The following is a 12,904-nucleotide window of genomic DNA, read 5'->3' on the forward strand; positions in this document are numbered from 1 at the left end:
CACCACCACGACAGCCCCCCTCCCGGGGCTTCAACCCGACCACAAACGCGGAGCAAGGTGAAAACGGTGCAGATACGTCAGGCAACACCGGACGACATCGAAGCCATCATGGCCGTGGAACAAGACTGGGAAGAATCACAACGCGCAACCCGCGAACACATGCTCACCCGCCTGCGCGTCTTCCCCGAAGGCTTCTGGCTCTTCAACAACACCGACGGGGAAACCGTGGGAACCCTCATGGGCTTCCCCCTCCACTACTCCCCCGCCACAGTATCCGAACTCAGCAGCTGGGACGCCGTCACCAACCACGGCCACTACCCCGACATCGACCTCACCACAGCCAACGCGCTCTACCTCGCCTCCGGATCACTCAAGCGCTCCGCCAGAGGCGGCACAGCCTACGCAGCCATGATGGAAACCCCAGTCGGCCTCGCCCAACGCCTCGGCCTCGACTACGTGCTCGCCGGCGCCAAAATCCCCGGCTATGACGCCTACTGCCGCCGATACGGCGAAATCGACGCGCGCGACTACGCCTTCAAGGAACTCAACGGCTGCCTCATCGACCCGTTCCTGGAGATGTACCGGGGCCACCACTACACCGTCCCCGACCGCGATCACATCATCCCCGACTACTACCCCGACCCGCCCAGCCGCGACTACGGAGCCCTCGTCGTACGCCACATACAATAAATCCATTCCATCCAGCTCACGTCTCACAGCCGCTCACGGATGCGGACAGGGGCACCCCGTCCGGGCGTACCACCCGGAGGTGAACGTCTTGCCCTTCACATTCGGAAGGGCCTGCTGGAGCAGCGGCTTGAGGGTTTCGGTGGGGCGCGTCGATGCCACGGCCGCGGTCGGCGTCTTGGCATGGGCGGTCTGGTCCGAGGACGAGCAGGCCGTGGCCGCGCGTGGTGACGGCCAGCAGGCCACCGGCGATCCGTATCCCGATCACGATCGGTCTCCTGTTCCGTCTTGCGTGACGCGGATGATCGTCTTGCCCGGGGTGCGCTTGCCGGGGGCGAACGCGGCGGGCGCTTCGGCAAGCGGCCGCACAGCACCGACGACCGGCTTGAGCCGGCCGTCCCTCAGCCGCGCGGCCAGATCGGTGAGCCGAGCGCGGTCGGGTTCGACGACGAAGAAGATGGCCCGCCCCTCTTTGGGCTGGACCTTGGGCGGCATGGCGATGGTGACGAGCGTGCCGCCGGCCCGGACCAGGGCGGCCGAGCGGTCGAGGATGTCGCCGCCGATCACATCGAACACGACGTCGGCCTCGCCGGCGTCCTCCAGCTCCTCGGTCTGCAGGTCCAGGAAGGTGTCGACGCCCAGGGCGAGAGCCCTGTCCCGGTCGGCGGACCGGCCGGTGCCGATGACCCGGGCGCCGGCCTCGCGGGCGAGCTGTACCGCGATCGACCCGACGCCGCCCGCGGCACCGTGGATCAGGACGGTCTGGCCGGTGGTAAGGCGGCCGTGGTCGAACAGGCCCTGCCAGGCGGTCAGCCCGGAGATCGGCAGGGCGGCGGCCAGGGTGTGGTCGATGTCCGCCGGCAGCGGCGCGAGATTGCGGGCCTCCACCGCGGCGTACTCGGCGAGCGAGCCGTTGCGGGTCCAGTCGGCGAGGCCGAACACCCGCTGGCCGACCCTCAGGCCGGTGGTGCCGTACCCCAGCTCTGCGACGACACCGGACAGGTCGTGCCCGGGTACGCTCGGCGTCCGGTCGCGGCCGGCACGATCGGTCCACGTGCCGGGCCAGTCCAGCTCTCCGGGGGTGAAGCCCGCCGCGTGCACCCGCACGATGACGTCGTTCTCGGCCGCGTGGGGGTAGGGCATGTCCGTCAGGGAGATCCCGGCGAGACCGGCGTCACGGTCTCGCACAGTGATGGCTTGCATACAGGTCCTTACTGGGAGGGGTGGTTCAGGCGCGCAGTCCGTTCGGCGCAGCCCGTTCACGCACAGGGCTCGCCGTCGGAAAGACGCGGGCAGGTGGATGTATGCCACTTCGTACGATCGATCTCACCTGCTCGCGCACGCCTTCGCGGTAGAACACCTGGGCGAGCTCGCCACCGACCTCGGCGATGTCGACGCGGTCCGGGTGCCGCTGGCGCCCCCACACGCGCGTGCCGCGGAGACCTTGCCGCCCCGTCGGTGACGTAGACGGCGTCCGGGTGCAGGAGCTGACCAGGCCGGCCAGGGCCCCGGCCTCGTAGGCGGCGCGGAAGACCGCGAGGACGCGTTCGCGTTCCGCCTTCGACGCCTGCGGCATGGACTGCTTCGCTTTGGCCACCCGCCGTCGCACCCGCGCAAGAGCATCGCCGAACTGACGGACTCATCGACGAGTACCGGTTATGCACGGCCGCGGGGAGCGAGAAGTCGGTGCAGGGCCGTACACGCGATCGTGCGCGGCCTTGGCGGCGGTTCAGGCGGTCGAAGTGATCGCTCGGGTGACGGCCGTGATCGCCGGGGCGGGGTGGCCGGGGAGGCGTGCCACGAGCACCCGGCGGATCTCGGGGGGTGCGCCGTCGACGCGCAGCAGGCTCACCCCGGGCGGCAGCACGGTTGAGAGCCGGTTCGGCACCGTCGTCACGCCGAACCCGCCGGCGACCAGCTGGAGCTTCGTCAGCCAGTCGCGCGCGGAGTGGAGGATGCGCGGCCGTCCGGGCAGGCCGGGCCAGACGCCGAGCAGCGGCTCGGAGCTCGATGACGGGGTGGCGATCCACGCGGCGTCGACCAGCTCGTCGACGTGCACCGTGGTGCGTCCGGCGAACTCTCCGGTCGACGCCGCCGCCACGACCAGTTCGGTGTCCGCGACGGTCTCGACGTGCAGGCGCGGCGAGTCGCCGTCGAAGGGCCGGTGGGGTGGGCGGGACGTCAGCACGGCGAGGTCGAGCGAGCCCGCGCGCAGCGCCCGGATCAGCGTGGGCGTGGTGCCCTCGCTGGTGGTGACCGTGATCTGCGGGCCGGCCGCCGCGAGGTGTGCGAGCGCGGCGGGCAGGACCACCGCGCCCGCGCTCAGGAACACCCCGAGCCGCACCAGTTCGGTCCGCGGGACGGTGCCGGTGAGTTCCCGCTCGGCCGCCGCGAGCGAGGCCAGGACCGTGTGGGCGTGCCGCAGCAGGGTCAAGCCGGCGGGGGTGAGCCGCACCCCGTCCGGTCGGCGTTCGAACAGGGTGGTGCCCACGCTGCGTTCGAGGGCGGCGGCCTGGCGTGAGACGGCCGACTGCGTGTAGCCGAGTCGGGCAGCTGCCGCGGTGAAGCTGCCGGACTCGGCGATCTGCCGCAGGACCCGCAGTCCCGCGCTGGAGATGTCCATGCGACCTACGCATACCACGAATGCCAGATCATCGCTTCCCGCATGCCTACCCAGCTCCTAGTGTCGATCCCACAGCACGGACGAACATGGAGGTCATCACGTGCGAGCAGCAGTTCTGACGCGGTTCGGCGCCCCGCTCGCGGTGCGGGAGGTGCCGGACCCCGAGGCCGGGGGCGGTGAGGTGGTGGTCGAGGTCCTGGCCGCCGGCGTGGCTCCCTACGCGGCCGAGGTCTTCAGCGGCAAGCGGAAGTACCCCCTTGTCCCTCCTGTCGTGCCCGGTGTCGGCGCGGTGGGGCGGATCGTCCACATCGGCCCTGACGCCACCCGGCTGCGGGTCGGCGACCTGGTGTGGTGCGACTCGACGGTGCGCTCGCGGGACGATGCCCTGACGCCCGACATCACGCTCCAGGGCTGGAGTTCGCGCGGCGAGGGCGGCGCGCGGCTCGCCGAGTACCTGCACGACGGCGCGTTCGCCGAGCTCATGCGGGTCCCGACGGAGAACGTCTTTCCGCTGCCCGCCGCGGCCGGGGAGGATCCGGCCCGCTGGGCCGCGCTCACCGTGCACACCATCTCCTACGGCGGGCTGCTGGCGGGCGGGCTCGCGGCCGGCGAGACGCTGCTCGTCAGCGGGGCCACGGGCAATCTCGGCAGTAGCGCGGTCGCGGTCGCGTTCGCGATGGGAGCGGGCCGCGTGGTCGCCCCGGGCCGCAACCAGGCCGCGCTGGACCTCCTCGCCGACCGGTTCGGTCCGCGTCTGCGCCCGGTCCCGCTGACCGGGGACGAGGCCACCGACCGCGCGGCGCTGTCCGCGGCGGCCGGCGGCCCGATCGACATGGTGATCGACCTGCTCCCGCCGAGCGCACCCAGCTCGGCGTCGCGCGCGGCGGCCATGACCGTGCGCGAGTACGGCCGCGTCGTCCTCATGGGCGGCGTCGGCATGCTCGGTGGCGACGACCTCGCACTCCCGTACCCATGGATCATGCGCAACTCGATCACCGTGCGTGGGCAGTGGATGTATCCGCGCACCGCCAACGTCGGCATCATCCGGCTCCTCGCCGCGGGGACTTTGGATCTTGCCCCCGAACGGGTCCGGTCGTTCGACCTCGATGCCGTCAACGACGCCATCGCGTACGCCGCCGCGCACGGCGGCCCGTTCGACCGCACCAGCCTCACCCCATCGGCCGGCTGACAGGGCCCGCTGATCCCCACCACGGGGATGGCCACGACCGCATGGTGTCCTGACCCCTGAGGTGCACCTGCCAAGCCATGGCAGCACTTGTCGCGGAACCAGCGTGGCGCGGTCCTGGACCGCGCCATCCGCCACTGCGAAACGCCGTGGAGACCCACTGAGCGGTCAGAGCGCCCGGCCAGGACCGCTGTCGCCGACAGGGACAGGTCGGCCGGCTCAGTTGGCCCAGCGGGCGATGCCCAGCGCCGCCGTGCGCACGGCCGGAGTGAGCCGGTCGAGGGCGGCTCGAGAATGCGCCACGATGCCGAGCGCGGCCAGGACCCGGCCGTCCAGGCCGAGCACCGGGGCGGCGACGGACACGGCTCCCAAGGTCATCTCCTCGTGGGAGTAGGCGACTTTGGACTTGCGGACCTCCGCCAGTGCGGCCGCGAGCCGGCCGGGCTGGGTGATCGTGTGCGGGGTCATCCGGGTCAGCCCCGCTTCGGTGACGGAACTGAACAGCTCCTCGCCGGAAAAGGCCAGGATGGCCTTCCCGACCCCGGTCGCGTGCAGGGGGAGGCGGCCACCGACGTGGGTCAGTGTGGGAACGGCCTTGGTGCTGGAGATCTTCTCGATGCAGAGGGCCTGGGTGCCCTCCAGGACCGTCAGCTGAACGTTCTCCTGTGTGGCCTGGTACAGATCATGCATGTAGGGCAGGGCCGCTTCTCTCAGCCCCCGCTGCTGGGGGGCCAGCGCGCCGATCGTCCATAGGCGCATCCCGATGTGGTAGCGGCCGTCGTCAAGCCGCTCCAGGCCGCCCCAGGTGCGGAGTTCGCTGATCAGACGGCGCGCGGTGGAGACCGGCAGGCCGCTTCGCGTGGCCACTTCGGTGAGGGTCAACGCGGGGTGGGCCACGTCGAAGGTGTCCAGGACGGCGAGCAGTCGCCGGGAAACGGTCTGACCGGGGGTGTTGGTTCTGCCTGCCACACCGGCAGCCTAAAGCTGATTGCCACTGGACGGCAATGAATGGTGGCGTGGGCGGCGGATGGTCTGCATGATCGCTGCAGCACGGCGAGATCGGCACAGAACAAGGAGGTTCTGCACATGTCGGCGAGCGACAACGGAGCCCGCGTCCGCATTGCCACTGGGTGGGAGAACCAATGACTGGATTCTGGACACGCCAGGGCATCGTCCCGAATCTCCGCTGGGGGTTCGTGGCACTCACCTTGTTCATGATCGGCGACGGGATCGAGTCCGGCTTCCTGTCTCCCTACCTGGCCGAGCACGGCTTCGGCTCGGGCCAGATGTCCCTGCTGTGGAGCGTCTACGGGTTCGTCGTCGCCGTCGCGGCCTGGCTCTCCGGCGCCCTTGCCGAAGCCTTCGGCCCTCGGCGGGTGATGCTCGCCGGATTCGGCATCTGGGTCGTTTTCGAGATCGCGTTCCTGGCCGCGCTCGCCCAGGAGAACTTCACCTTCATGCTGATCAGCTTCGGCATACGCGGCCTGGGATACCCCCTGTTCTCGTACGCGTTCCTCGTCTGGCTGGCCATGGACACGCCGGAAGAGGTGATGGGCAAGGCGGTCGGGTGGTACTGGTTCTTCTTCGTGCTCGGCCTCGGAGTGGTCAGCTCCTACTACGCGGGCGCCGTCATCCCGCTCATCGGTGAGTTCGCCACCCTCGCCTCGTCGCTGGTCTTCATCGGGATCGGCGGGATCATGCTGGCTTTCCTGGTCAAGGCCCGCCGGCCGGATCCGGGCGGCCTCCAGACCAGCCTGCGCTCGATTCTCGGCGCGTTCACCATCGTCGTCGAACGGCCGAAGGTGGGAATCGGCGGGATCGTGCGCGTGATCAACACATTGGGCTTCTACGCGTTCGTCGTCTTCCTGAGCACCTTCATGGTCCACGATGTCGGGCTGTCCACCTCCGAGTGGCAGACCGTGTGGGGGACGCTGACGCTGACCAACATCATCGCCAACGTGGTGTTCGGGTACGTCGCCGACAAGATCGGCCGCATCCGCACCGTGGCATGGTTCGGCGGACTTCTCTGCGCGGTGAGCGTTCCCGCCTTCTACTATGTGCCGAAACTGCTCGGCTCGGGCTTCTGGGCCATCCTCGTGGTCGGCATCGTGTACGGCGCCGGGCTCTCCGGTTACGTCCCGCTGTCCGCGATCATGCCCGCGCTGGCTCCGCACCGCATCGGCGGCGCCATCGCCATCCTCAACCTCGGTGCGGGTGTGAGCCAGTTCCTGGGCCCTGTGGTGGCCGGACTGGTGACGCCGCTCGGAGTCGCCGGAACGCTGTGGGTCCTTGCCGGCATCCACCTCGTCGGCATGGCACTCACCTACTGTCTGCGCGACCGCCCCTCACCCCCGAAGGAGAAGCCCGCCATGGACCGCGAACTGGCCGAGAGGACCGCGCTGTGACCACCCTTCCCACCATCGTTCTCGTCCACGGGATGTGGCACGGCTCCTGGGCCTGGGAACGGGTCGCGACGCTGCTCGAAGCGGCCGGCCATCCCTGTGTCCAGGTCACGTTGCCGGGCAAGGACCGTTCACCGGGCGATCCGACATTCCAGGGACACTGCGACCATCTCGTCCGCGTCCTCGCCGATGTGCGCGGTGACGTCGTACTCGTCGGGCATTCCTATTCCGGAGCTCTGCTGACCGAGGTCGGTGACGCCCCCCAGGTGCGGGCCATGGTCTTCGTGAGCGCGTTCTGTCTGGAACCCGGGGAGTCGGTCGCATCCGTCAACGACGCCGAGGCGGGCTCGCAGGCGGGCAAGGACGACATCCGTCAGGTCGGTGACTACCTGGTCATCGATCCCGACATCGCGCGGAACGCCTTCTACCACGACTGCACGCCGGCCGATGCGACCAGGGCCGTCGAGCGCCTCACACCCGAACACGCCGGCACGCGGGCGGCGGTCGTCTCCAACGCGGCCTGGCGCACCGTCCCCTCGCACTACGTGGTGTGCACCCTGGACCGGGCCTGCACACCGGAGGTCCAGCGGATGATGGCGAGCCGGGTGGAATCGTCGAGTGAGCTGGTCTCGAGCCACTCCCCGATGTTGTCGATGCCGCAGGCCCTGGCGCGCACGATCACCGAGTTCGCGTCGCGGCACCGGGGAACGGCCCAGCGGAGCCACGCGTCGGAGCGCATCTCGTGACCGCGCCCGTCGCGATCGTGACCGGCGGCGCCGGCGGGATGGGCACGGCCATCGCCACCGTCCTGCTCGACGACGGCTTCCGGGTCGCGCTGCTCGACCGCCGCGGGGCGCAGGAAGCCGCCGGCCGGCTGGCCGGCACCGGCGAGGTGCTCGGTGTCGAGGCCGATGTCTCCGACGAGGAGTCGGTCCGGGCCGCCATCGACCACGTGGACATGGTGTGGGGCCGCGTCGACGCCCTGGTCAACAACGCCGGTATCGAGCCGCCGCATGCGGTGCGGAGCATGGAGTCGGACACCTGGCGGGCGACGCTGGAGGTCAACCTGACCGGACCGGCACTCATGATCAAACATTGTGTGCCCCTGTGGCGGCGCCAGGGCGGCGGCCGGGTGGTCTCCATCGGCTCACGTGTGTGGCTCGGTGGTGGTGTGACACCCGCGTATGCCGCGTCGAAGGCGGGGATCGTCGGCCTGACCCGCACGGCGTGCCATGAGCTCGGCCCGCTCGGGGTCACCGTCAACGTCGTCGCACCGAGCTTCGTGGACACCTCGTTCAACACCCAGAAGGCCGACGCCGGGGTTCTCCAGGCCCGTGTCGACCGATTCACCGAGGCCTCGCCACTGGGCAGGCTCGTGGAGCCGGTGGACGTCGCGCACGCCGTGGCGTTCCTGGTGTCGGAGCGAGCCCGGAACATCACCGGTGAAGTGATTCACGTGGCCGCCGGGACACAACTGGCGCCGACGATCCAATGAACATCAAGGAGGTTCTGAGCGTGTCGACACGTCTCGAAGACAAACTGGCACTGCGCGAGTTGGTCGAGAACTGGGCCGTGTGGCGCGACGCCGCGGACTGGGAGCGTTTCGCCACGGTGTGGCATCCGACCGAGGGATGGATGAGCGCCACATGGTTCCAGGGACCGGCGGCCGAGTTCATCGACGTCAGCCGGGCGGGTTTCGACAGCGGCGTGAGCATTCTGCACTTCCTGGGGGGACACACCGCCGACATCAACGGCGACCGGGCCATCGCCCAGACGAAGATGACGATCAACCAGCGCGCGAGCATCGACGGGGTCGAGGTCGACGTGGTCTGCGTCGGCCGCTTCTACGACTTCTGCGGCCGGTACGACGGTCAGTGGAAGGTCGTCCGCCGGCAACCGATCTACGAGAAGGACCGGCTCGATCCGGTCGACCCGTCCACGCGGCTGGAACTCGACCCGGAGCTGCTCGGCCGGTTCCCCATCGGCTATCGCCACCTGGGCTATCTGCAGACCAAGGCCGGGTTCACGGTCAAGACCGGATTGCCCGGTCTGACCGGGGAGGCGGTGCAGCGCCTGTACGACGAGGGTTCGAAGTGGCTGGCGGGATCAGCCACCCCGGGCCACCCCGGCGAAGAGTGAGGGCATCGAGATGACCACGGTATTCCTGAACTGCAGCGCCAACACGCTGCGTACCGCCGACCTGCCCACCCGGGTGGCCGCGGCGGCCAGGGCCGGGTTCGCCGGCATCGGCCTGCGGGTGAGCGACTATCTCCACGCGAACATGCCCGACGGGCAGATCCGCGATCTGCTCGACCAACACGGCCTGCGGGTCCTTGAGATGGAGCACAACTGGGACTGGGCCAAGGGCGAGGATCCGGTGGAGGAAGCCATGTTCTCCTTCGCCGACCGGATCGGCATCCGCCACCTCAACGTCCCGATGTTCGCCGAGCATCCGTTGCCGGAACTCGTGGAGCCGTTCGGGGCGTTGTGCGACCGCGCCGCCGAGCACGGCGTTCTGGTCGGGTTCGAGTTCCTCCCCTACAGCCATGTCCGCACGCTGGACGAGGCGTGGCGGGTGGTCTCGGCGGCCAACCGGCCGAACGGCGGAATCACCCTCGACCTGTGGCACTGGTTCCGTTCCGGCGCCAGGACCCAGGATCTCGCCGGCATTCCACCCTCCGCGATCACCACCCTTCAGCTGTGCGACGTGCTCCCCCAGCCCGGCCCCGATCTGACCGACGAGGCCCGGCACCGGCGGCTGCTCCCCGGCCGGGGAGCCGGGGACACACTCGGCGTGCTCCGCGCTCTGCGGGAACACGGTGTCAACGCGCCGGTCTCGGTGGAGGTCTTCTCCGACGATCTCGACGCCCGGCCCGCCGCGGAAGCGGCCCGGCTCGCCTTCGACGCGGGCGCCCTCACACTCGGCCGCGCCGGTGTCACCGCACCGTCCTGGACCACCACGCTCGAGGAGGGTCGATGACCACCCCGACCACCGGCTTCTCCGAGGAAGCTTCGGTCGAGATCGTCACGGAGAGCTTCGCCGGCACTCCGGACGCACGGCTGAAACAGGTCATGACGAGCCTGGTCGAGCACCTGCACGCTTTCGTGAAGGACATCGAGCCCACCGAGGCGGAATGGCAACAAGCGATCGACTTCCTCACCGCGATCGGGCACATGTGCGACGACACCCGCCAGGAGTTCGTCCTGCTGTCCGATGTGCTGGGGGTGTCGATGCTGGTCGACGCGATCAACAACCGTAGATCGGCGGCCGCCACCGACACCACCGTCCTCGGCCCGTTCCACATGGTCGACTCACCGCCCCGCGAGCTGGGCGCGAACATCTCACTCGACGGCGAGGGTGAGCCCTGTGTGTTCGCCGGACAGGTCCGGTCGTCCGACGGAACGCCGCTGCCCGGAGCCCGGGTGGACGTGTGGCAGGCCAACGGGGCCGGCTTCTACGACGTCCAGCAACCCGGGACACAGCCCGAGCGCAACCTCCGGGGGCTGTTCACCGCTGACGACGACGGCCGTTTCTGGTTGCGGACCGTGGTCCCCCGCTACTACCCGATCCCGGACGACGGACCGGTCGGCCGACTGCTCACCGCCACCAAGCGCCACCCCAACCGTCCCGCGCACATCCACGTCATCGCCGAAGCCGACGGGCACGCCCCCATCACCACCCACGTCTTCGTCGAAGGCAGCCCGTATCTGGACTCCGACACGGTGTTCGGGGTGAAGGAGTCGCTGATCAGGCCGGTCACAACCGTTGACGATCCACTCCGCGCCGAGCGGTACGGTGTCGCCAGCCCCTTCCGGCTGCTGACGTTCGACGTCGTCCTGGACCGGGTACGGCCATGAGCCACCACTTCATCCACGAGAACCGTCCAGGCCGGGTCGTCTTCGCGGCGGGCGCGAGAGCACGGCTGCCCGAGGAGACCGACCGACTCGGTCTGCACCGGCTCATCGTGGTGTGCACACCCGGACACGCGGACCTCGCCGCTGAACTGGCGGCCCCGCTCGGCGACCGGATCGCCGATCTGCACCCGCACGCCACGATGCACGTGCCGGCACCCGTCGCGGCGGAAACCGTGGCGCGAGCGCGGGAGATCGGCGCGGACGGTTGCCTCGCGATCGGCGGCGGTTCCGCGATCGGTCTGGCGAAGGCCGTCGCGAAGGACACCGGCCTGCCGATCGTCGCTGTGCCGACCACCTACGCCGGATCGGAGATGACGCCGATCTGGGGCCTGACCACCGATGGCCGGAAGACCACCGGACGGGACCCCCGCGTCCTGCCGTCCGTTGTGGTCTACGACCCGGAACTGACCGCGACGCTCCCGTCCGCGCTGTCGGTGACCAGTGGCGTGAACGCCCTCGCACACGCCGCGGAGGCCCTGTACGCGCCCGACCGTTCACCGATCCACACGCTGATGGCGGCGGAAGCGGCGCGGGCCCTGGCCGACGCCCTGCCTCGTGTGGTCGCCGATCCGCACGACATCGACGCCCGCTCCGACGCCCTGTACGGGGCCTGGCTCGCCGGCAGCGTACTGGGCGCGACCACGATGTCCTTGCACCACAAGCTCTGCCACATTCTCGGCGGCACCTTCAACCTGCCGCACGCCGAGACCCACACCGCGGTCCTCCCCCACGTTCTCGCCTTCAACCTCCCAGCGGCGCCGGCGGCGCGGACCGCACTGGAGACGGCACTCTACACCACCGAGCCGGCTTCCCAGCTGTTCCACCTTGCGCGGAGCCTCGGCGCCGACATGTCACTCACGGCGCTGGGCATGCCCGAGGACGGTGTGGAGACCGTGGTCTCCCAAGCACTCGCCCATCCCTACGCCAATCCCAGGCTCATCACGGAGGCCGACATCCGCCGCATCCTCGGCCGCGCGCTCACCGGCGCCGCACCCGCATAGCAGCGCACTCACCCGGTCCTCGTTTCGCTCACCATCTGGACCGGGTTCGTCATCCTCGCTCCGACTGCCAACGCACGGTATGGGCCAAGCAAGCCGCCCCGCCACACAAGAGCCGGCTCCGGCCGGCCAAGAAAGGACACTCATGCGCCTGCACGACAAGGTAGCCCTGATCACCGGTGCCTCCAGCGGCATGGGGCGTGCCACCGCCGAAACGTTCAGTCGTGAGGGCGCGACCGTTGTCATCGCCGACATCGCCGACGAGGACGGCGCCTTGGTCGTCGACGGGATCCGGACCGCCGGCGGGCAGGCCCGTTACCTGCACCTCGATGTCACGGACGAGAGCTCATGGACCGCCGCGATCGAGGTGATCCTCGCGGAGTTCGGACGGCTCGACATCCTGGTCAACAACGCGGGGATCAGCGGCACCTTCGACCCCGACCTGACCAGCACCCGGTTCTTCGACCAGCTCATGCAGGTCAACGCGAAGGGTGTGTTCCTCGGCATCAAGCACGGCGCCGCAGCCATGGCCCGCTCCGGCGGCGGCTCGATCGTCAACCTGTCCTCCATCTCGGCCTCCATCGGCCAGATCGGCGTGCACCTGGGCTACGGCGCGTCAAAGGCCGCCGTGAAGTCGATGACGACCACCGCGGCGGTGCACTACGCCGATGCCGGGATCCGCGTCAACGCGGTCGCACCGGGCATGCTGCCGGCGATGCGCACCTCCCGCGGCTCCGCGGACCCGGTGTGGCGGGCCAAGCAGATCGACGGGGTGCCGATGAAGCGGGCCGGGGAGGTACGGGAGGTCGCCGACGCCGTCCTCTTCCTCGCCAGCGAAGAGGCCTCGTATATCACCGGGGTTGAGATTCTGGTCGACGGCGGACTGACCGCCGTCTGACGCTCGCCGTCCAGGCCGATCACACCGGACGCCCTGCCGAGGCAGTCCGCATCACCGCGCGCCGTCCGACCGGTTTGCCGGTTCAGCAAAGTACGTTGCCGCCATGGACACATGCGCGCAGGCTGCATCCAGAAAGTGCCGGCTCATCACCCGGAACCCCTCCGGCTCGAGCGGTACGTCAGAAGCGGCAATTGC

At 69.7% G+C, this 12,904-nt stretch carries 14 protein-coding genes; 10 read left to right on the forward strand and 4 right to left on the reverse strand.

All coding sequences use genetic code 11. The annotated features are described in order from the left end of the window. Nucleotides 1-66 precede the first annotated feature (66 nt). Nucleotides 67-690: a hypothetical protein gene (locus N6H00_RS00810; protein WP_268969529.1), complete on the forward strand. Its 624-nt coding sequence runs from the start codon at nt 67-69 to the stop codon at nt 688-690. Between the two features lie 261 nt (nt 691-951). On the opposite strand, the gene N6H00_RS00815 is transcribed toward N6H00_RS00810, so the two are convergent. The 3 genes from N6H00_RS00815 to N6H00_RS00825 all read right to left on the reverse strand — a co-directional run bounded on the left by N6H00_RS00815 (nt 952) and on the right by N6H00_RS00825 (nt 3,310). After that, nucleotides 952-1,890, reverse strand: coding sequence for an NADP-dependent oxidoreductase (locus tag N6H00_RS00815; RefSeq protein ID WP_268969530.1), 939 nt, complete (start codon nt 1,888-1,890; stop codon nt 952-954). Nucleotides 1,891-1,915: 25 nt separating this feature from the next. Continuing rightward, nucleotides 1,916-2,284 (reverse strand): hypothetical protein, encoded by a 369-nt coding sequence (locus N6H00_RS00820; protein WP_268969531.1) that lies wholly within the window; start codon nt 2,282-2,284, stop codon nt 1,916-1,918. A gap of 132 nt (nt 2,285-2,416) precedes the next feature. Further along, the gene (locus N6H00_RS00825) at nt 2,417-3,310 is read right to left on the reverse strand and encodes a LysR family transcriptional regulator (protein WP_268969532.1); all 894 of its coding nucleotides are present in this window, start codon (nt 3,308-3,310) and stop codon (nt 2,417-2,419) included. Between the two features lie 100 nt (nt 3,311-3,410). Here N6H00_RS00825 and N6H00_RS00830 point away from each other — a divergent pair, with 100 nt between their 5' ends. After that, nucleotides 3,411-4,499 (forward strand): zinc-binding alcohol dehydrogenase family protein, encoded by a 1,089-nt coding sequence (locus N6H00_RS00830; protein WP_268969533.1) that lies wholly within the window; start codon nt 3,411-3,413, stop codon nt 4,497-4,499. A 216-nt stretch (nt 4,500-4,715) separates the two neighbouring features. On the opposite strand, the gene N6H00_RS00835 is transcribed toward N6H00_RS00830, so the two are convergent. Then, complete coding sequence (locus N6H00_RS00835) at nt 4,716-5,465, reverse strand: IclR family transcriptional regulator (protein ID WP_268969534.1); 750 nt, start codon at nt 5,463-5,465, stop codon at nt 4,716-4,718. A gap of 173 nt (nt 5,466-5,638) precedes the next feature. Between N6H00_RS00835 and N6H00_RS00840 the strand changes: the two genes are divergently transcribed. The 8 genes from N6H00_RS00840 to N6H00_RS00875 all read left to right on the forward strand — a co-directional run bounded on the left by N6H00_RS00840 (nt 5,639) and on the right by N6H00_RS00875 (nt 12,709). Beyond that, nucleotides 5,639-6,901 (forward strand): MFS transporter, encoded by a 1,263-nt coding sequence (locus N6H00_RS00840; protein WP_268969535.1) that lies wholly within the window; start codon nt 5,639-5,641, stop codon nt 6,899-6,901. Then, on the forward strand, nt 6,898-7,644 hold the full coding sequence (locus N6H00_RS00845; RefSeq protein ID WP_268969536.1) for an alpha/beta fold hydrolase: 747 nt from the start codon (nt 6,898-6,900) through the stop codon (nt 7,642-7,644). Before N6H00_RS00840 ends, N6H00_RS00845 begins: the two co-directional genes overlap by 4 nt. Beyond that, nucleotides 7,641-8,393 carry an SDR family NAD(P)-dependent oxidoreductase gene (locus tag N6H00_RS00850; RefSeq protein WP_268969537.1) on the forward strand — a complete coding sequence of 251 codons (753 nt, stop codon included), beginning with the start codon at nt 7,641-7,643 and terminating at the stop codon, nt 8,391-8,393. Before N6H00_RS00845 ends, N6H00_RS00850 begins: the two co-directional genes overlap by 4 nt. 20 nt (nt 8,394-8,413) lie before the next feature. Continuing rightward, the gene (locus N6H00_RS00855; RefSeq protein ID WP_268969538.1) at nt 8,414-9,037 is read left to right on the forward strand and encodes a nuclear transport factor 2 family protein; all 624 of its coding nucleotides are present in this window, start codon (nt 8,414-8,416) and stop codon (nt 9,035-9,037) included. Between the two features lie 10 nt (nt 9,038-9,047). Beyond that, nucleotides 9,048-9,878 carry a sugar phosphate isomerase/epimerase family protein gene (locus tag N6H00_RS00860; protein ID WP_268969539.1) on the forward strand — a complete coding sequence of 277 codons (831 nt, stop codon included), beginning with the start codon at nt 9,048-9,050 and terminating at the stop codon, nt 9,876-9,878. Continuing rightward, nucleotides 9,875-10,756 carry an intradiol ring-cleavage dioxygenase gene (locus N6H00_RS00865; RefSeq protein ID WP_268969540.1) on the forward strand — a complete coding sequence of 294 codons (882 nt, stop codon included), beginning with the start codon at nt 9,875-9,877 and terminating at the stop codon, nt 10,754-10,756. The genes N6H00_RS00860 and N6H00_RS00865 overlap by 4 nt, the downstream gene beginning before the upstream one ends. After that, complete coding sequence (locus tag N6H00_RS00870; RefSeq protein ID WP_268969541.1) at nt 10,753-11,814, forward strand: maleylacetate reductase; 1,062 nt, start codon at nt 10,753-10,755, stop codon at nt 11,812-11,814. The genes N6H00_RS00865 and N6H00_RS00870 overlap by 4 nt, the downstream gene beginning before the upstream one ends. A 142-nt stretch (nt 11,815-11,956) precedes the next feature. Continuing rightward, complete coding sequence (locus N6H00_RS00875) at nt 11,957-12,709, forward strand: SDR family NAD(P)-dependent oxidoreductase (RefSeq protein ID WP_268969542.1); 753 nt, start codon at nt 11,957-11,959, stop codon at nt 12,707-12,709. The last annotated feature ends 195 nt before the right edge of the window (nt 12,710-12,904 follow it).

This window comes from Streptomyces sp. S465 (assembly GCF_026898115.1).
Taxonomy (GTDB): domain Bacteria; phylum Actinomycetota; class Actinomycetes; order Streptomycetales; family Streptomycetaceae; genus Streptomyces; species Streptomyces luomodiensis.

Coding starts and splice junctions, on each gene's coding strand:
- N6H00_RS00825 (WP_268969532.1), bottom strand. CDS start 3,310: ATGGACATCTCCAGCGCGGGACTGCGGGTCCTGCGGCAGATCGCCGAG.
- N6H00_RS00815 (WP_268969530.1), bottom strand. CDS start 1,890: ATGCAAGCCATCACTGTGCGAGACCGTGACGCCGGTCTCGCCGGGATC.
- N6H00_RS00860 (WP_268969539.1), top strand. CDS start 9,048: ATGACCACGGTATTCCTGAACTGCAGCGCCAACACGCTGCGTACCGCC.
- N6H00_RS00875 (WP_268969542.1), top strand. CDS start 11,957: ATGCGCCTGCACGACAAGGTAGCCCTGATCACCGGTGCCTCCAGCGGC.
- N6H00_RS00870 (WP_268969541.1), top strand. CDS start 10,753: ATGAGCCACCACTTCATCCACGAGAACCGTCCAGGCCGGGTCGTCTTC.
- N6H00_RS00840 (WP_268969535.1), top strand. CDS start 5,639: ATGACTGGATTCTGGACACGCCAGGGCATCGTCCCGAATCTCCGCTGG.
- N6H00_RS00865 (WP_268969540.1), top strand. CDS start 9,875: ATGACCACCCCGACCACCGGCTTCTCCGAGGAAGCTTCGGTCGAGATC.